General features: G+C 59.2%; 14 protein-coding genes, 1 tRNA gene and 2 pseudogenes. 5 read left to right on the forward strand and 12 right to left on the reverse strand.

Annotated features, from left to right (window positions below):
• Positions 1–23: 23 nt before the first annotated feature.
• The 5 genes from KQ659_RS02440 to KQ659_RS02460 all read right to left on the reverse strand — a co-directional run bounded on the left by KQ659_RS02440 (position 24) and on the right by KQ659_RS02460 (position 5,016).
• Positions 24–857, reverse strand: coding sequence for an alpha/beta fold hydrolase (locus KQ659_RS02440; RefSeq protein WP_216685421.1), 834 nt, complete (start codon positions 855–857; stop codon positions 24–26).
• A 243-nt stretch (positions 858–1,100) separates the two neighbouring features.
• Positions 1,101–2,744 carry a sensor histidine kinase gene (locus tag KQ659_RS02445; RefSeq protein ID WP_216678947.1) on the reverse strand — a complete coding sequence of 548 codons (1,644 nt, stop codon included), beginning with the start codon at positions 2,742–2,744 and terminating at the stop codon, positions 1,101–1,103.
• A 42-nt stretch (positions 2,745–2,786) separates the two neighbouring features.
• Complete coding sequence (locus KQ659_RS02450) at positions 2,787–3,233, reverse strand: hypothetical protein (RefSeq protein ID WP_216678946.1); 447 nt, start codon at positions 3,231–3,233, stop codon at positions 2,787–2,789.
• A 12-nt stretch (positions 3,234–3,245) separates the two neighbouring features.
• A complete protein-coding gene (locus KQ659_RS02455; protein ID WP_216678945.1) occupies positions 3,246–4,292 on the reverse strand; it encodes a hypothetical protein in 1,047 nt (348 codons plus the stop codon).
• A gap of 481 nt (positions 4,293–4,773) precedes the next feature.
• A complete protein-coding gene (locus tag KQ659_RS02460; protein ID WP_216678944.1) occupies positions 4,774–5,016 on the reverse strand; it encodes a hypothetical protein in 243 nt (80 codons plus the stop codon).
• Positions 5,017–5,041: 25 nt separating this feature from the next.
• Between KQ659_RS02460 and KQ659_RS02470 the strand changes: the two are divergent.
• A pseudogene (locus KQ659_RS02470) lies at positions 5,042–6,044 on the forward strand (IS701 family transposase).
• Here the strand turns inward: KQ659_RS02470 and KQ659_RS02475 are convergent.
• The 3 genes and pseudogenes from KQ659_RS02475 to KQ659_RS02485 all read right to left on the reverse strand — a co-directional run bounded on the left by KQ659_RS02475 (position 5,972) and on the right by KQ659_RS02485 (position 7,370).
• A pseudogene (locus tag KQ659_RS02475) lies at positions 5,972–6,372 on the reverse strand (hypothetical protein). The pseudogenes KQ659_RS02470 and KQ659_RS02475 overlap by 73 nt on opposite strands.
• Before the next feature lie 92 nt (positions 6,373–6,464).
• Positions 6,465–6,614: a hypothetical protein gene (locus tag KQ659_RS02480; protein WP_226915954.1), complete on the reverse strand. Its 150-nt coding sequence runs from the start codon at positions 6,612–6,614 to the stop codon at positions 6,465–6,467.
• A gap of 39 nt (positions 6,615–6,653) precedes the next feature.
• Positions 6,654–7,370 (reverse strand): GAF domain-containing protein, encoded by a 717-nt coding sequence (locus KQ659_RS02485; protein ID WP_216690342.1) that lies wholly within the window; start codon positions 7,368–7,370, stop codon positions 6,654–6,656.
• A 180-nt stretch (positions 7,371–7,550) separates the two neighbouring features.
• Between KQ659_RS02485 and KQ659_RS02490 the strand changes: the two genes are divergently transcribed.
• Positions 7,551–8,102 (forward strand): HNH endonuclease signature motif containing protein, encoded by a 552-nt coding sequence (locus tag KQ659_RS02490; protein ID WP_216690341.1) that lies wholly within the window; start codon positions 7,551–7,553, stop codon positions 8,100–8,102.
• 56 nt (positions 8,103–8,158) lie between these two features.
• Here the strand turns inward: KQ659_RS02490 and KQ659_RS02495 are convergent.
• Positions 8,159–8,230, reverse strand: a tRNA-Arg gene (locus tag KQ659_RS02495).
• A 32-nt stretch (positions 8,231–8,262) separates the two neighbouring features.
• Entirely contained in the window at positions 8,263–9,618 is a 1,356-nt protein-coding gene (locus KQ659_RS02500) for a Pycsar system effector family protein (RefSeq protein ID WP_226915673.1), read from the reverse strand.
• Positions 9,619–9,827: 209 nt separating this feature from the next.
• Here KQ659_RS02500 and KQ659_RS02505 point away from each other — a divergent pair, with 209 nt between their 5' ends.
• The gene (locus tag KQ659_RS02505; RefSeq protein WP_226915672.1) at positions 9,828–13,955 is read left to right on the forward strand and encodes a metallophosphoesterase; all 4,128 of its coding nucleotides are present in this window, start codon (positions 9,828–9,830) and stop codon (positions 13,953–13,955) included.
• 273 nt (positions 13,956–14,228) lie between these two features.
• Entirely contained in the window at positions 14,229–15,995 is a 1,767-nt protein-coding gene (locus tag KQ659_RS02510; RefSeq protein ID WP_216690340.1) for a GEVED domain-containing protein, read from the forward strand.
• A 362-nt stretch (positions 15,996–16,357) separates the two neighbouring features.
• On the opposite strand, the gene KQ659_RS22005 is transcribed toward KQ659_RS02510, so the two are convergent.
• The gene (locus KQ659_RS22005) at positions 16,358–16,525 is read right to left on the reverse strand and encodes a DUF1016 N-terminal domain-containing protein (protein ID WP_216690773.1); all 168 of its coding nucleotides are present in this window, start codon (positions 16,523–16,525) and stop codon (positions 16,358–16,360) included.
• A gap of 352 nt (positions 16,526–16,877) precedes the next feature.
• On the opposite strand from KQ659_RS22005, the gene KQ659_RS02520 reads away from it, so the two are divergent.
• A complete protein-coding gene (locus KQ659_RS02520) occupies positions 16,878–17,372 on the forward strand; it encodes a SixA phosphatase family protein (protein ID WP_216678937.1) in 495 nt (164 codons plus the stop codon).
• Between the two features lie 12 nt (positions 17,373–17,384).
• Here the strand turns inward: KQ659_RS02520 and KQ659_RS02525 are convergent, their stop codons facing one another.
• Positions 17,385–18,497, reverse strand: a complete 1,113-nt coding sequence (locus tag KQ659_RS02525) for an IS4 family transposase (protein WP_216688119.1) — start codon at positions 18,495–18,497, stop codon at positions 17,385–17,387.
• Positions 18,498–18,703 lie beyond the last annotated feature (206 nt).

Genomic DNA, 18,703 nt, shown 5'->3' on the forward strand with positions numbered 1-18,703 from the left:
TTGCCGGGGCTGTGAATGGAGGCCTACAGCATGGTTTCGTGGTGCAGGAAGTGGTCCATGGCCGAAAGGGTTTGCTGCGGGGCGCTGAGGTGGGGGAGGTGGCCGTTGGTTTCGATAACCACCATGCGGCTGTCGGCCAGCTGCTCGTTGATGTAGTGGCCCACGGCCAGCGGCGCGATAACGTCGTGCGCCGACTGCACGATGAGCGTGGGGATGGTGAGGAAGCCCAGCTCGGCGCGGGTATCGGAGAAAAAGGTGACGCGGGCGAAATGCCTGGCGATTTCGGGGTTGGTGCGCACGAAGCTGTTGGTGAGGGCCATTGCCAGCTCGGGCGAGTCCTGCTGGCCCGCCATTACGGGCGGGAAGCCGTGCGCCCAGCCGTTGTAGTCGGCCTCCATGGCAGCCAGCAGCTCGTTAATATCCTTTTGTTCGAAGCCGCCCGCGTAGCCCTTCTCATTGACGAAGCGCGGGGAGGGCGAAATCAATACCATTTTGGCGAAGCGCTGGGGCTCGCGCACGGCGGCAATTACGCCAATCATGGCGGCCACCGAATGACCCACGAACACGACATCGTGCAGGGCCAGGGCGCTGAGTACGCCCAGCAGGTCGGTGGCGTGGCCGTCGAGGGTGCTGTGGGAGGTGGTGGACTGGTAGGCGCTGAGGTCGGACTGGCCGGCCCCAATCAGGTCGAGCAGGATAACCTGGTAATGGTTTTCAAAGGCGGGGGCGATGAGGCGCCAGTCGTGCTGGTCGCCGCCGAGGCCGTGCAGAAAGACGATGGCCTGGGTGCCGGGGCCGGTAGCGCTGGAAATGGTAACATTGCTGCGGTCGAGAATAGGGCTAGCGGATGAAGTCATGGGGGCTAGGCTAAAGCGTTAACTAATTGAACGGGATAACATACTACATATTTATGTTCGTTGGATTTAAAGTATGATTAATAGTACTATAAATATTTTATAGACTAATGATTTTCGGTTTCATGCTAACAATTGAGCAGAGTTTTCTAGTCGGAATAATTGCGCGGTAGCGATTCTTCGATAAACTCAGCACGACGCTTTGCGATTTCAGGCGTCTGCTTTGCCTGGGCCCGGCGGGTTAGCTCAGGTGTACGCCACGGTGGGCAGGCTGATGGTGAAGGTGGTGCACACATCCGGCTGTGTTTCGACGGTGATGTGGCCCTTGTGGTTTTTTACGATGTCCTGGCTGATGAACAGCCCCAGGCCGGTGCCTTTGGAAGTGGGCTTGGTGGTGAAAAAGGGGGAGAACAGCTGTCCCTGCTCCACTTCGGAGATGCCCGGGCCATTATCCCGAATCCGAATTTGTACATCGGCTGCGTGAAATGCGGTGGTGACCACCAGTTGGGGCTGAAAACCGGGCGTTAGCCGTGATTTCTCCCGCACCGAATACAGCGCGTTGTTGAGCAGGCTGAACAGGACCGTGCTTATCTCGGCGGGCACTATCCTGGCCGCAACGTTTTCTGTGTTGGCGTCTTTCACCAGCTCCACGGGAATTGTGCGGTCGGCCTTATCCAGCCCCTTGCGATACGCCGCCAGCTGCTCGTCCACAAACGCGTTGATGTCGACTTCGACGAACTGCGCCGATTTGGCCTGGAGCAGCTTGTCCATGCTGCGCACTATCCGGGTCAGGCTCGCGCCGTGGTCGTTGATTTTGCTGGTATTGCCCGCCACTAGGGCCAGCAGCGGCACCAGCTCCGTCTGAACGTGGGCATCGGCGGCGTAGGGGGGCTGGGTAAGCAGCTGCTGGCACTCATCCAGCAGCTCGGCCGATATTTCGGCAAAGTTGTTCACGTAGCTCAGCGGGTTGAGTAGCCGGTCGACCAGCCCTTTGGTGAGCTGGCCAATGGAAGCCAGCTTCTCCTGCCGGATTAATTGCTCCTGGGTTTCGCGCAGGTCGGCCAGCGTTTTTTTCAGGCCTTCCAGCAAGTCGTCCGACTTCTTTTTCTCGGCCAGCAGCTCGCTGCTGCGGGCATCCAGCGCCTGGCGGGTGGTGGAGAGGTCGGTGACCATTTTGTTGAAGGCCGTGCCCAGCTCCCCAATCTCATCGCGCGAGTTGCTGGGCACGCGCTGCGTGAGGTCGCCCCGGCCCACTTTGGTGGCAGCATCGCGCAGCTTGAGCACGGGCACCGAAATGTTTTTCGCCAGCACAAAGCCAATGCCGATGCCGATGCTGAACACCACGAAGCTGAAAAACAGCGAGGTAATCCGAATCTGCCGCCGGCTTTGCACAATCTCCTGCGTGGAAAGGGCCAGCAGGATTTCGCCGCTCATGACCGGGGTACTAAAGCCCGCCCGCTTCACCACCGTGGAGTCGTTGGAGGCCGCGCCCACGTTTATCTTTTCCCCGGCGGGATAGGTTTTGAACACCGTGCGCGTGAGGCGGTAGCGGGCGTGGCGGGCGTCCCAGGCCGTATCGGTCTGGAGTAGGCTCACGAACTGCAGCAGCGGGTCCTGCTTCACAAAATCCATGGCGGTTTGCACGCCCTGGAAATTCTGTTCGGTCATGGCGATTTTCACGCCCAGGGCCACGGTGTTGGCCTGGTTCTGCACGTCTTTGTTGAAGTTGTTCAGCAGGCTGCGCTCCTGAATGGCGGGCAGGTAGAAAAGCACGAAAAAGGAAAACAGCAGCACAATGCTCGTTACCGCCAACCAGATTTTGGTCTTGACCGTGAGGCGCAAATGCCGGATAAGCTGCGGCAGGTAGGGGGTGCGGGCGTGGTTGGCCATGCGGGGCGGGACCTGGCGGAGCAGGCCGGAAAAACACGGTTGTTATAAAAATTTCTTCCCGTCGATGGTGATGGTTTTGCTGCTGGCCATGGGCTGGTTCACCACGCCAATGGCCCCGGTGGTCTGGGCTACGAACTCGGCCAACTCGGTTTCGGAGCTGAAGAAGTTGGGCGCGTCGGCCCTGCCCTGAAACACCAGCGCCAGCCAGTATTTATTCAGCTCGTTGGCGCTCATGTTGTATATTTTTTTGCTGGTGCTCTGGCCAATGGGCGTGGTGGTTTTCATCAGGGCAATTACCACTTTGCTGCCGTCGGGCCAGCGCAGCTTTTCGCCCTTCAGGGTCGATTTCAGCTGCGCCAGGTGCATCTCGGGCGGCACCCCTTTGCTGTTGCCGATAACCACCAGGTTCTGGTCCTGCGCCCGGGCGGGCGGGTGGCCGCACCCGATGAGCAGGAGCAGGCAGAACGTAAATCGATAAAGCCAGGCCATATCCATAACGAGTTAAAAGCCAACGGCTATCTGGAAGGTTACCTTGTCGGTGGTGGGGTACAGGGGGCTGTTGGCCCGTTGGTACTCCAGCTTCAGCACGGCCAGGTAGCTGAGCTCGTAGCGCAGCCCACCCACGAAGGATTGGGTTCTATTGGGCATGAAGTACACCTCCTGGTTGGCAAACCGAATGTCATCGAGCCGGATGTAGGGGATGAATTTCTCGGTGAGGCGCAGGCCCGCGTACACGTAGGTGGCCACGGCGCGCTGCAGGCCCAGGCTGTCGGAGCGGTTGCTGACCATGCTGCTCTCGGCCAGCAGCTCAAATTTCTTCGTGAAAATCGAATCGTTGTAGGAAATGGAGGCTGTCATGATGTCCTGGTTGATGCGGGTGAGGGCCACGGGCATCACCCCGCCCAAGTGGTTGTGCGCCGTGCTGCCCTTCGAGATGGCATCGTGGTAGAAGGACGCCCCGAGCCGCAGCCCGTCGGTGGGCTTGACGTGCACCGCCAGCGTAGTGGATTTGAACGGGTTGTTGTCCACCACATCGCCCGAGCCGATGCCGTTACCCACCATCACGTCGTAACCGAAGCGGAGGCGGCCCAGATTTTGCCCCTGCAGGCTCACGCCCGTGGTATGCAGCGGGATAATGCCTTGGGCAAACAGCAAAGGCCGGTCGATGGTGGGGAAGAACACCCGGCCGTGGTGGTAGGTATCGTTCCAGTAGTTGAGGGGCGTGTGGTGCTTGCCCAGCAGCACGCTGTGATTGCCGAAATAGTTGTATTTCAGAATGATACGCTCAACGCTGATGTTGAAATCGGTGGGCGACTCGGGCGAGTATTTGAACACGGTTTCGCCCAGAAATGACAGGCGCTCGGTGATTTCGGAGGTGATGAACAGGTCCTGCTCGCCGAGGCCAAAGTTCACTTTGCCGTTTTGGTAGTAGGTCACCGCATCAACGAACCCCTTTATCTGCGTTCGTTGGGCCCTGGCGCGTGGGGCAGCGCCCAGCAGCAGCCCCAGCAGCAAAAGAGCAGTAAGCGAGTAATGAGGTATTTTCATACGCTTGGCTTTCGAACGGAAACGGGCTGGGAAGGACAGATAAGCAATGGCGGAGCGTGGTTAAGCGCCACACCCTGTTGCTATAATAATTCTTGCTTTAAAATGCATTATGTTGCCAATGCCTCAAATGTACTTCAATAATAGATTCTTTTAGTACAAATAAATAATGTGGGTAACATAGGACAGTTGCCCCCTGGAAGGACCACAGGTTTTGCCATACTGGCTGCTTTGTAAGGTGGGATGCCGTTCAACTTTCTGCGCAGCACTGATAAAGACATGCATGCCTTCACGCTGCTCAGCCGGCCGCTGCCCGCTCTACGCCGGCTACCCACAGGCCCGCCAGCTACTCAACTCCGGCGGCAGGGGCGGCCAGGAGAAACCGGCCGCGACGTAAGTTTCGGCAGGACTTTCAAAAAAGCCGCCCGCTTCCGGTTGGGAAGCGGGCGGCTTTTTTGAAAGTCAAGTGCCAAATAGTGTCTGCTTATAACTCGTATTCGAGCTTATAAGCTTTGTCATCCTTGCCATTTAGATTGAGGTCAACACTAAACGCATTGCTCTGCTTGTCTCGAATTACGGCTCCTGCGATGTGCACAACCTCAGCCCCATATTTCGTTTTGTCAATTCGAAACCCAAAAGGCCTAAATCCTTCGGTCACATTGCCGAATTGAGGGTCAACTACTTGCAGGTTTGCTATAAGCTGATTTTTATCATAGGACTTACGCAAAAGGTGTAACTTGAAAGGAAAAGCCATGAAAGTGACCGCACAACTTTATGGGCAATTTTTGGTGAGCAGCCAGGTGAATTACACGGGCACGTACCTGGCCGACCATCTGGAGGGCTTGACGCACGACAACGTGCGCTATTTTCTCAAGACCCGGCATTTCACGCCCCGTCAGCTCTGGCAGCAGGTGCGCCCGCAGGTGGTGTTCAGCGCGCGGGGCTACGTCTTGTTCGACGACACGGTGCTCGATAAGCACCACAGCCGACGCATCGAACTGGTCCGCCGCCAGTACAGCGGCAACGCCCACGGCGTGATTGCCGGCATCGGCCGTCACCTGCGTGTACGTCAACCCCGAAACCGACCAGTTCTGGCTCCTTGATTACCGCCTCTTCGCCCCCGACGTGGACGGCAAGACCAAGCTCGAGCACGTGGCCGACATGCTCGCGCAGTTGGCCCCGCGCGGCATTACCTACCGCACGGTCTTGATGGACAGTTGGTACGCCACCACGGCCCTGTTCAAGTGGCTGCTGGCAGCGGGCAAGACGTTTTATTGCCCGCTGAAAAGTAACCGCCTCGTCGATGATTCCGGCGGCCAAGAGCCCTACCAGCCGGTGGGCTGCCTGTGCTGGTCGAACGAGGAGATAGCGCAAGGCAAAATGCTGAAAGTAAAGGGAATGCCCGAAGACTGCAAACTGAAACTCTTCCGTGTACTGGTGTCCACCCACCGGACGGACTACCTCGTGACCAACGAGGTGGAGCCCCGCGAAACGGCCGCTGCCGAACAAGAAAGCAGCGTCCGTTGGACGATTGAGCAGTTTTACCGCGAACGCAAGCAACTCACCGGCGTGCAGGCCTGCCAGTGCCGGCTGGCCCGCAGCCAACGCAACCACATCGCCCTGGCCGTGCGGGCCTGGACATGCCTCAAACAAGCCGCCTACCAGACCCAAAAAACGGTGTATCAACTCAAACAAGGGTTCTTAGATGAATATATGCGACACGAATTGAGGCAGCCCACGCTGGCGTTTACGTAAGTCCTAACATTCTTGTCGGGGTAGTTGTAGATGCCGGCTATCATATCCAGAATGATGTGGGCCGGCTCGGTGCCCGGAAACGTGTATTGTTGTAAGCCCACGCGGGTGGTGGCCGTGCGCTCGGCGAGGATGTTGTGGTCGTCGAACTTCACCCGGTAGTAGGCCGGCTCGGCCACCTCGTTCTGGTGCGAGAAGGCGGAGCGGTATCCGGTCCGGGGCCGGTTGGCGGGGCCGGGAGCTGGAGTGGGCCGGTGGTGGGCATGAGCAGGAAATCACCCAAATTGGAGTGCCCCGTGCCGCTAAAGTGGGTATGATTGAAGCCGGCGATGCTTCGGGCGTCGTAGTGATGCCCCGCGCAGGACTGGTAGCCGTCGGGGTATACTTGGCGTTCAGCTCGTAGCTGAGCGTGGCGGTTTCGGGCTAGGACTGCACAATGCCGTAGGGCATAGTAGCGCTGGGGTAGGTGTGGCCCATCTTCTGCGTGCCCACCATGGGGTGCAGGTACTGGACGTGGTTTTCGAAGACTTTTTGGGCGGTGGCAGCTGCGGCGGCGAGCAGCAGGAGTTTCATGAGACGCAAGGTAAGAAAGGCCCTTGCGTGCACCGCGCCCTAGTGCAGCCGTTCCGTAAGCTGCTCGTGCAGCGCATCCACTACGCGCCCGATTTCTTCCTGCGTTGAGGTACGGTAGGCTACAGCGGTATCGGTTTCGGAGCTTTCTTCCCATTTAGCCAGCTCAGCCAGCTCAGCCAGCTCAGCCAGCTCAGCCAGGGTGTCAAGGCGGTTCACGGAGGCCTCAATCTGGTCGTAGAGGTCGGTATTTTCCAACTGAATGCGCAGGTCCAGCAGGCGTATCACAATGTCGGAAAGGCGCTCCAGCAGTGCCTGTTCTTCGGTGCCGAAGTACCGGGGCAAGCGGTCAATTACGCACAACACGCCCACCGGAAAGCCGCTGGCCGTGCGCAGCGGGCTGCCGGCATAAAACTGTAGATTCATCCGTTGCACGAAGCCGGGTTCGGCCAGCTCGCAGGGGGCGGTTTCGAGGTTTTCGAACACTGTGGTATCGCCTTGCAGAATGGCGACCGAGCACAGGCTCTCGTCGCGGGGCTCCCGGGCGGTGCCGGCGGGCAGGCCCACGTTTAGCCGAAACTGCACGGTGCTTTCTTCCACCAGCGCCACAATGGCAATGGGCACGTTGAAAAGCATAGCCGTGAGCCGAATCAGGTCATCGAACAGCGGGTTTGGAATGGAGGTAATGAGCTGATACGGGCGCAGAGCCTGCAGCCGGTGCGCCTCGTCGGCGGGGCGGCGGGGGTAGGAGTTAGCCATGATGAAGTGAACGAAGCACAAGGACCGCCGGGAGCTGCCAAAGACTTGTTTTTATACAATACACTGCAAATATTATGGTGTTAACCAGAAGTATATCGGGGGTATTTTGCTTGCTACGGTTCAAGCTTGCGTCTGAAATCAGGGGGATAAAAGATAGGAGCGGTGGTCCTTTTTTTTTCCTTGGCGCAGCAATTTGCCCGGCCTAATGCGGTAATTTCAGCCATGAATAACTGCCTGCACTGCGGTGCTAAAATTGCTAACGCAAAGTATTGCTCCCGCTCGTGCGCTAACCGTGTAAACGGACATCTATTTCCCAGCCGCAAACCCATTGCTCGCAGCTGCAAGCATTGCGGCGCCGCACTGCAAACCCGGCGTACTACTTGTGATAGTTGTAACCCGAGCGTGGTTGATTGGACTACGGTATCGCTGCAACAACTCAAAACCAAAGCCCTACAACAGTACGCCGCCCAAATCCGCAGTCTGGCGCGCCTGGCGTACCGCAAATCAAGCCGGCCCAAAGCGTGTGCGGTTTGTGGCTACGATGTGCATTACGAAGTATGCCATATCAAGCCCATTAATGAGTTTTTACCCATCGATTTCGTCGCTGGGGTGAATAAACTGACCAATTTGGTGGCGCTTTGCCCCAATCATCATTGGGAGTTCGACCACGGGCGCTTAGCTGTTGCTCTCATCACTTCTATGGCAGAAAAGGAATTTGTATCCGGTGCATAAATAAAAATGCCGTTTTCGAATTGAAAACGGCATTTTTTAACTGTCTGAAAATCAAGTAGCCACGACGAGAATCGAACTCATATCAAGCGTTTAGGAAACGCCTATTCTATCCGTTGAACTACGCAGCCATGCTACAAAGATAAGAACATACGCCGCCGCCCTACGACTTATACAGCAGCGCGATGCCGAACGAGAGCGCCGTGAGAATAATGCCCACCAGAAAAATGGTGTAGCTGGTGCGCAGCAGGCGGTATTTGCGGGTGAGCACCTCGCCGAGGTAGTAAATGTCCGTCACCATGTTGGTGTAGAGCATGTCTTTCTGCTGCATAATCTCGCGCATGCCGCTCTGGAAATTATCGAGGTTGAGCTTGGTGAACTGCCCGAAGAACAGCAGGTTGACGCGGCGGTTGGTGGCAATTTCGGGGCTTTTCTTGAGCCAGTGGAAACTTGTAACATCGGGCTGGGCCGAGAGAATGGCCGTTGTCACCGAGCCCAGGGCCGTTATCAGGAGAATACTCACCGGAATGGCCAGCACGGGGTTGTTACCCATCAGCGGGGCCAGGCTGCCGGCCTTGCCTATTTTGGCCCCCAGGTAGGTGATGATGACCGAGATAAGCACCGCGTTGAGCTGAATCATCATGCTGGCCTTTTTGTCGGCCATGTCGCTCAGCTTCATGTGGTTCGAGTACATGGTGCGGAACATGGTTTCGATGCCGCGCTTGGGCTCGGCAAAGGTTTCGCTCTTTCCCCGGGTTTTCTTCTTGGTTTTTTTTTCCTTCTTCTTGAGGTGGTCGCGCTGGTCGTCGATGTGCTTTTTGAGGGCCTTCTTGTACCGGTCTTTGCCCGCTTGGGAGAAGTACTTGTGGGCCAGCATGAAGTTAAGCTGCAGCTCGGTCCACTCCGGCGTGGAGTAGGTTTTGTCGAGCACTAGCTCCCACTCGGTGCGCAGCAGCTCGGCGCGGGAGCGGTAGTCGTCGCGCGCCAGGTTGCTCATGTCGGCATCGACCAGGATTTTTTGCAGCTCGGTTTCGGGCGGCGAGTCGCGGTGCGTGGCCTTAATCAGGCCCTGAATCAGCTCGACGCGGGCTTTGGGCAGGTCGTGTTTGGCCAGCCAGGCCCCGGCCCGCTCCATGCTGCGAAACTCGTGGCCGTCGTACACATCAAGGTAGCCCGAGTCGTGAAACCAGGCGGCCAGCAGCAGGCTCTCGGTGTCGTCGGCGCTGAGGTTGGCGGCGGGGACCAGGGCGCGGCACTCCTTCACCACGGCCTCGGTGTGGCCCAGGGTGTGGTAGGTGAGCTTGGGCGATAATTCTTTGGCAAACAGGTCGGTGATGTAGGCCTGCGCCGCTTTTGTCAGGGCCGAGGTTTTGGCCTTGGGGGCTTTGTCGGCCTCTGCCGCAAGCGGCTCCTCGGGGGCGGGGGCCGCCGGGGGCGCGGCCGGAGCCGGGGTTTCCACCGATGCAGCCGGTGCGGACGCCGCAGAAGTTTCGACGGATTCGGGGATAATTTCTTTCATGATACGCGAAGCTACGGCGGCGCATTTGGCCGGTCCGCCGGCTTTCAACGCGAAGCGCCCGCCGGAAGTTGAAAACCCCGGCCAAACCGCACTGCCGTGCTTTGCGTATCGGGCGCTATGGCGCCGGACCTTTGCCGGCCGGCCGCCGTATTTTTGTATTTGTCCGGGTCCTGCGGCGTAGCCAGTTCTTCGCCTCGTAATTTTATTTCATGTACTTATTTCGCCGGTTCACTTTTCTGCTTGCTTGCTGCCTGCCGCTGGTTGCCACGGCTCAGCAAGCTGCTCTCAAAACCCCCAAAGCGCCCAAAGAGTCCCGCGGAACCCAGCGGGAGCTTCCCGAGCCCGGCGAGTCGGACCAGAACCCGCACACCAGCCGCCCCAACTACCGCAAGGCCGGCGTGAACTGGGCGCGCAATACGCCTCCGGACTCGACCCGCATCCGCTACCGCGTCTTCTTGATTGGCGACGTGGGTAATCCCATTCCGGTGGCCAAGGGCGGCGAGCCGAGCCTGAATTTCCTGCGTCAGGAGATAATGAAGGCCGGTAAAAACAGCACCACCATCTTCCTGGGCGACAACGTGTACAACTACGGCATGCCTGAGGAAGGGGCCTACGACCGTAAAAATGCCGAGGAGCGCCTCACCGCCCAGCTCGATATTTTCCGGGGCTACCCCGGCGAGAAGTACATGACGCCCGGCAACCACGACTGGATTCAGGGCACGGCCGGCGGCCTGGAACAGGTCAACCGCGAGCAGGCCTTTGTGGAGCAGTACATGCGCAAGGACTCGACGGCCTTCTCCTACACCGGCGACTTTTTCCTGCCCCGCGACGGCTGCCCCGGCCCGTTTGAGGTGCGCGTGCAGGACGACCTGGTGCTCATCGCCCTGAACTCGCAGTGGTTTCTGACGCCGCCCACCAACCGGCCTTTCGGCCTGAACGGGGCCTGCGGGGCCGATAACAACGATGACGTATTTGCGGCGCTGGAGGAGATTATTGCCCGCAATAAGGACAAGCACATTATGGTGTTTGCCCACCATCCGCTGTTCAGCGACGGCATTCATGGCGGTTACTTCACGCTGGCCGACCATATTTTCCCCCTGAGCATTGTGTTCAAATACGCTTTCATTCCGCTGCCCGTCATTGGCTCGATTTACCCGTTTGCGCGCAAGTACGGCGGCATCAGCCAGGACATTCCGCACCCCATGTACCAGGCCTACCGTAAGGGGCTGCTCGATATTTTTGCCAAATACCCCAACGTGGTGTACGCCGCCGGGCACGAGCACAATCTGCAATACTACACGGAGGGCAGCACGCACTTCATCACCAGCGGCTCGGGCTGCAAAACCCAGCACGTGAAGCCCGGTGACGGCGGCGGGGCCATTTTCTCGGATAAGGAGAAGGGCTTTGCCGTGGTGAACTACTACGACGACGGCCAGGTGTGGAGCGAGTACTTCATTCCGCAGGGTAATGGCCAGACGGCCCGCCGCGTGTTCCGCACGCCGATGTATGCCAAAACCACGGGCACCATTGCCACCACGCCCGCCGAGCCCCTTTCCGAAACGGTGCTGACCACCACCAATGGCCAGGCCGGCGGCCAGAAGCTGCCCCAGACGGAAGCGGCCATTGAGGAAAAGAAAAAGGACAAGAAAAAGAAGCAGCAAAAGGCCGAAGCCGCCATCGCCAAGGCCCCGATTCCGACCACGCGCCCCGACTACCGCGACAGCTCCGTGACGGTGGCCATCAACGCGAACTACGACCGCCACGGCGGTTTTCACAACTGGCTGCTGGGCGAGCATTACCGCAAGGAGTGGGCCACGCCCGTGAAATTCCGCACCCTGGACCTGGCCAACGATAAAGACGGCCTGATGCCCTACAAAACCGGCGGCGGCAAGCAAACCGCCTCGTTGAAAGTGCGCAACGAGGTGGGCTACAACTTCACCCTGCGCGGCATCGACAAAGACCCCGCCGCCGTGCTGCCCGAGCAGCTGCGCACCGGCCTGGCCAAGGCCGTGCTGCAGGACCAGATTTCGGCCCAGCACCCGTATGCGTCGTTTGTGCTGCCGCCGCTGGGCACGGCAGCCGGCATTCTGCACACCAACCCGGTGCCGGTCTACATTCCGCAGGACCCCTTGCTGGGGCAGTACTACGCGCAGTTTGCCAACCTGCCCGCCGCCTTGGAAGAAGACGCCAAGGACAGCCAGGACAATGTGGCCAGCCTGGGCTTCGCCAAAAACCTGGTGGGCACCGAGAAGATGCTGACCCGCCTGCTCGACGACAACGACAACCAGGTGAACCAGAAAGCCTTCGCCCGCTCGCGCCTCTTCGATATGTGGATTGGCGACTGGGACCGGCACGAGGACCAGTGGCGCTGGAGCGAAACGAAGGATAAGGGCGGCGACCGCACCTTCACGGCCGTGCCCGAAGACCGCGACATTGCCTTCTTTAAGGGCGATGGCGTGCTGCCCTATATCATTTCGCGCAGGTTTGCCATCCGCAACTTCCAGAACTTCGGGTATGACTACGCCGACTATAAGGGCCTGAACCAGACCGGTATGAGCAACGACCGGGTGTTTATGAGCGCCGTGACCCGCCAGGACTGGATAAAGGAGGCCGATTACATGAAAGCCCACCTCACCGATGAGGTAATCGAGAAGGCCTTCCGCGATAAATGGCCCAAGGAAATTTACGACCTGCACGGCAAGGAAATCATCGCCAAGCTGAAAAGCCGCCGCGACCTGCTGCCCGACGTGGCCGGTAAGTACGCCGACTTATTGGCCGAAATAGTGGAAGTGCGCGGCTCCAAAAAGAACGAGAAGTTTACCGTGGAGCGCCTTGCCGACCGCAAAACCCGCGTGGTGATGCAGAAGATTAACAAGGATGGCAAGCTGACCAAAATCCTCTACGACCGCACCTTCGACGATGCCGTGACCGACGAGGTACGCCTCTACGGCATTGCCGGCAAAGACGTGTACGACGTGAAGGGCGACGTGAAGCGCGGCGTGAAGCTGCGCATCATCGCCGGTACGGGCCGCGACTCCATCACCACCCGCGACCACGTGGGCGGCCTGCTCCACAAAACCCAGATTTACGACGCCGATTCCGGCAACGTTATCAACACCAGCTCCGAAGCCCGCCAGCGCCTGGAGCCCGGCTACGAGGTGAGCCGCTACGACTACCCGCACCGCTTTGACCTGAAGGATTACCGTCTCGACTACGTGGGCCCGGCCCTGTACTTCGGCTACAACATTGACGATGGCGTGCTGCTGGGCGGCGGCGTGACCTACCGGCACTACGGCTTCCGCCGCGAGCCGTATTCGTGGGAGCAGAGCATCACGGCCAACTTCGCGCCGGCTCGCGCGGCTTACAACATCCGCTACATGGGCCAGTTTACCCGTATTTTCAAGAATACCGACCTGCACATTGCCGCCCAGTACTACGGCCCGCAGCTGCTGTACAACTTCTTCGGCATTGGCAACAACACGGTGAACCTGGCTACCAAGGATGAGAACCGGGGCGTGGTTACCAACCGCAGCGTGAACAGCGCCTACCGCGTGCGCTTCAACCGGCTCACCATTGCGCCCACCTTCGAGCGCAAGCTGTTCAACTTCCTTAAGTTCGGCATCGGGCCGCAGTACGACCAGTTCCGCATCGAGCAAGACCCCATCGGCTCGGTTATCAAAGACAGCCTGACCAACAAGAGCGGGGTGACCACCTACGAAAACCGCCGCTTCGGCGTGCGCGCCTCCGATTTCCAGACCAACCAGTACCTCGGCGGCCTGATGTACCTGAACCTCGACGCCAGCTCCTCGGCCAAAAACCCCCGCATCGGCCTGCGCTGGTACAACGAGTACCAGTATAACTGGCAGCTCAACAGCGAAAGCCTGAGCTTTGGGCGCTTCAGCACCGAGGTACGGGCCTACCTCACGCCCAACTTCCCCTTCCACCTCACCTACGCTGGCCGCATTGGCTACCAGCACAACTTCGGCGACTACCGCTTTTACCAGGCCAACACCTTGGGCGGCACCACCAACCTGCGGGGCTACCGCCGCACCCGCTTCGCGGGCCGCACGGCTGTGTATGCCAACTTTGAGCCGCGCCTGGAGCTGTTTTCCTTCAATGCCTACCTCTTCCCCGGCAAGTTTGGCGTGATGGGCCTGGCCGATATCGGCCGCGTATATTCCGACAACGACACCGGCACTTATACCGGCCTAAATGCCTTCCACAGCGGTTTCGGCGGCGGCATCTACGTCGATATCCTCAAGGCAGCCATCATCAATGCCACCTACTCGGTAGGCGAGGAGAAGCTGGTGTTCGTCGGGTTCGACTTCCTGTTCTAATGTATTGTTAGTGCAGGGTTTATGGCCGACTAATAATGACTTATCCCTCTGAGAGCCGTCCACTTGGGCGGCTCTTTTGTTTTACCATAATTTTTTTACTGAGTCTAAAATGAAAACCCGGTGAGTTTTCCCGGTTGATTAGCGGGTAAATAATGGAATAAGATAATAGATTGAGAAAAACGCAACCAATTCCGGAATTTTATTAATAATATTGCCATATTTTCAATAGCTTGCCAGTCCATAAACCATTTTTGCCACCAAATTCCTGTTTGAATGAAAGTAAATGTTTACGCCGCTGCGCTGAGTCTTTTGGGTCTTGCGCTCACCACTAATTCGGCCAGTGCCCAGGCACCCGCTCCCCACCGTACCTGTGCTTCGGTAGAAGTGCTGGCCGCCCAGCTCGCCGCCGACCCCGGCCTGGCTCAGCGCATGGCCGTCATCAACAGCCAGGCCGTGCAATTTGCCAAAAACAACCCGGCCACCAATGCCACTTCCGCCGTCACGCTCACCATTCCGGTGGTGGTGCACGTGCTGTACAGCACAACGGGCGAGAACATTTCTGATGCCCAGATTCAGTCGCAGATTGACGTGCTGAACGAGGACTACCACAAGCTGAACCCCGACTACACCAAAACCCCCAGCGCCTTCGCCGGCCAGGTGGCCGACGTGGGCATCCAGTTTGTGCTGGCCAAGCGCAACCCCAGTGGCCTCGCCACCACGGGCATCGAGCGCAAAAGCAGCACCACCACCAGCTGGGGCACTGCCGATAAAATCAAGAAAGCCAGCACCGGCGGCCTCGACGCCTGGAACGCCAGCCAGTACCTCAACCTGTGGGTGGGCACCATTGGCGGTGGCATTCTGGGCTATGCGCAGTTTCCCGGCGGCGCGGCGGCTACCGACGGCGTCGTGATTTCGCCCGTGTACATCGGCCGCACCGGCACCGTGGCCGCGCCCTACAACCTGGGCCGCACCGCCAGCCACGAAGTGGGCCACTGGCTGAACCTGAATCACATCTGGGGCGATGACAACGGCGCCTGCACCGGCACTGATAACGTGGCCGACACCCCTAACCAGGGCGCTGAGAACTACGGTAAGCCCGTGTTCCCGCACGTATCGTGCTCGAACGGTCCCAACGGCGACATGTTCATGAACTACATGGACTACGTGGACGACAACGCCATGTTCATGTTCTCGACCGGCCAGAGCTCGCGCATGAACGCGCTGTTTGGCACCGGCGGGGCCCGCGTGGGCCTGCTCACCTCGCAGGGCGGCGTAGCCCCGAGCGGCGGCGGCGGCACCACGCCTCCCCCCACCGTTACCTACTGCACCAGCAAGGGTGCCAGCGTAGCCTATGAGTATATCGACTACGTGAAGCTGGGCACCATTGCCCGCACCTCGGGCGCCGATGGCGGCTATTACGACGGCACCGCACTGAGCACCAGCGTAGCCGCCGGCTCGGCCCAAACCATCAGCTTCTCGGCCGGCTTTGTGGGCACGGCCTACTCGGAGTACGTGAACGTGTACATCGACTACAACCAGAACGGCGTGTTCACCGATGCCGGTGAGCTGGTCGTATCGGCCGCCGCCAGCACGGCTGCTACCACCCGCACGGGCTCCTTCACGGTGCCCACCACGGCCAAAAGCGGCAACACCCGCATGCGCGTAGTGCTGAGCGATGCCAGCGCCACCACCAGCTGCGGCAGCTACAGTTACGGCGAAACCGAGGACTACACCATCACCGTAACCGGTGGGGCCCGCCTCGATGCCACCACGGCCCGCACCAGCGGCACCACCGGCCTGGCCGACCAGTACACGCTGTACCCCAACCCAGCCAGTAGCGTGCTGAGCATTGCCCGCCCGCTGAGCATGGACCCCGAGCAGGCCTTCTCGGTGCGCGTGTACGACGTGCGCGGCAGCGAAATCCAGGGCCTGTCCTTCGTGGATGGCCAGCTGAACGTGGCTTCGCTACGCGCCGGCATCTACACGCTGAGCGTGAGCGACGGCAGCAAAACCTCGCACCAGCGCTTCGTGAAAGAATAGCCTTTCTGCGCTACTGAAAATAAAAGAGCCCCGGCCGGTTGGTCGGGGCTCTTTTGTGTTGTAGCCTCTGTCAATAAAGAAAGAACATCATGTTGATATGACCGTCATGCTGAGCGGAGTCGAAGCATCTCGCGTGCCACCATTAATAGGCCAGCACCGCCGCCTTGTCGTTCTCAATGACCACATTTACACCTTGCCTAGCGAACAAAAAGCTCACCTTGGTAGGTAACTCCGTGCACCTTGAAAAGCATGGCCCGGAACTCATACCACGTCGAACAAGACTTCGAAGCTGTTTAGAAAGTCCCCGAACGGTCATGCAGCGCGCAGCGCTGCATGACCGTTCGGGGACCTTTTGTGACTTTCTAAACAACTCCAATGTATTCCAGGTAAAAATCACGCATGTACCATAGGTTGCGGGACGAAAACCCGCTCATGCCCACAAACTCCATTTGCAGGTCGTGCGCCAGGTTCTCGACTACGCCTTTGCCCCAGCCGTGCTGTTGCTGGCGCTCGGCAATGAGTTGGCCCAGGTCCTATTAGAGCTGGATTTGCTGTTGATTGACTTGCCGCAAGGCTTGGTACTGGGCTTCGCGAACGCGCTGTTTCACGGCAGTGAGCAGCTGGTGGTAGTCGGGAGCGGTAGGATTCATGGCTGGAAGATACGCTTGGCGCTTGAATCGATAATGACGCGCTTTTGAGGGAAAAGGCCAGCCCTGTTCTCCCGTCCCGGCCGCCACGTCGGCCGCTGGCGGAGCAATGGCCCTCATGTACTTCGGGCTTCGCGGGCAGGGAAGGTGCAGCGGCACAGCTCCGCCGAACCCAGACCGTCCATAACCTTTTCCTAACCTCCCCGGTAAGCAAAAGCCCGTTAGCTTCGTCCCCATGAAAACCCTCTATCTCCTTCGCCACGCCAAATCCAGCTGGAGCTTCGATGAGCTCAGCGACCAGGAGCGCCCCCTCAACGACCGGGGCCGCGACGATGCCCCCCTCATGGGTCAGGCCCTGGCCAAGCGCCGCATTTGCCCCGATATCGTGGTGAGCTCGCCGGCCGTGCGCGCCATGAACACCGCCGTGCTGGTGGCCCGCGAAATGCAGTACCCGCACGATAAAATCAAGGTCGAGCCCGGCATTTACGGGGCCGACGTAGACGATTTCCTCGCCATTATCAAAGACTTGCCCGATTCGGCTGCCTCGGCCCTGGTGGTGGGCCACAACCCCACCATCACCGAAACGGCCAACGAGCTTTCGCCCTCCAGCCTCAACGAAATGCCCACCGCCGCCGTGGTCTGCCTGCGCTTCGCCTGCGAGCACTGGGCCGAAGTGAGCAAGGTGAACGCCGAGTTTTATTTCTACGACTACCCGCGCAACGCGGAGTAGGGTTTGGGTACTCTACCCTACTATTTTTAGTAATTGATTTTTAGCAAGTTGCCTCGTAATCCAGTTCAGTAGCGTTTCAACCAAGCGGGCCAATGGGTCCTCGGGCAGGGTCAGCGGGCGGGCGAGTTGGCGGAGCAGATTGAGGCCGTGGCGGCTCAGGCTGGCGGCCCGGTAGCCGTGGTTTTTGCGGGCAATGGGCTGGCGGCCGCCGTGGGCGGCCGCGCCCACGCCCAGACAAAACGCGTAGGCCAGGCTGACCAGGGCCACGAGCTTGCGCAGCTTTTGGAAACAGCGCAAGTGGGTGGCTTCCAGGTTAAAGCCCCGCCCTTTCAGATTTTGAAAGCATTGCTCAATCGTCCAGCGCTTGGCATAGAGTTGCTCGAGGTGGTTCAGACCGGCCGTGGCAAACAGGAAGACAAACGCGTCCGCCGCCACGGCCTTGACCCAGACCTGCCCCCAGACTCCGTCGACCTGCACGTGGGCGAAGCGGCGCACCTGCCCCGGCACCAGGCCCAGGTCGGCCACGGCCTGCCGCCGGCCGTCGGCGTGGGTCAGGCAGTGGTGCTTGGGCAGGCGCATGACAAAATTAAGCCCATTGTCTTTGAGCCACTTGAACCACGCATGGCCGACAAATTCCCGGTCGCCCACGACCAGGCCGATGCGGTCTTTGCCCAGCAAGGCCAGGCACTTTTCGAGCACCGCGATGCGGTCGGCGGCGTTGGAGTTGCCGCTGCGGTTGTCGAGCAGGTGCCAATAAAGGGGCACGTGGACCTCGCCCGTGCCGACGGTGACGAGCAGGATGTTCACTTGGCACTGGCCGAAGTCCCACTCCGTGCGGTCGAGGCATAAGCGCAGCTTGCCCTGCGCAGGCAACAAACTCAGTAAAATCCTGGCCACCAGTACGTAATTGAGGTCTACTTCGCGGAAAAAGTCCTGAATGCGCGTTTCGTTCGAGGCGGGCTTGGCCGCGTCATTGAGGTGCTGGGCCACCTCGCCGAATTGCACGTTGCGGCTCTTTATCAGGCCAAGAATAAACTGGCCCACAAACTTTTGGCGGGACAAGTGGCCCACAAACGGGGCCTGCTGCAAAAGCGTCGTAATTTTAGCGGCGAAGTGTTGCTTCACGGGGCAGAACGGGTTTTTGGTGGTGTCGTAACCCCAAAGGTCGGGCTGCCCCGTTTTTGTACCTGAAAAATAGTAGGGTAGAGTAGGGTTTGGGTTGAACGAATTTAACAGAACGGTCATGCCGAGCGCAGCCGAGGCATCTCGCGTGTAGAGCAGTAACCCAATCGCTGCAACGATGCGAGCGAGATGCCTCGGCTGCGCTCGGC

This window comes from Hymenobacter siberiensis, assembly GCF_018967865.2.
Lineage (GTDB): Bacteria > Bacteroidota > Bacteroidia > Cytophagales > Hymenobacteraceae > Hymenobacter > Hymenobacter siberiensis.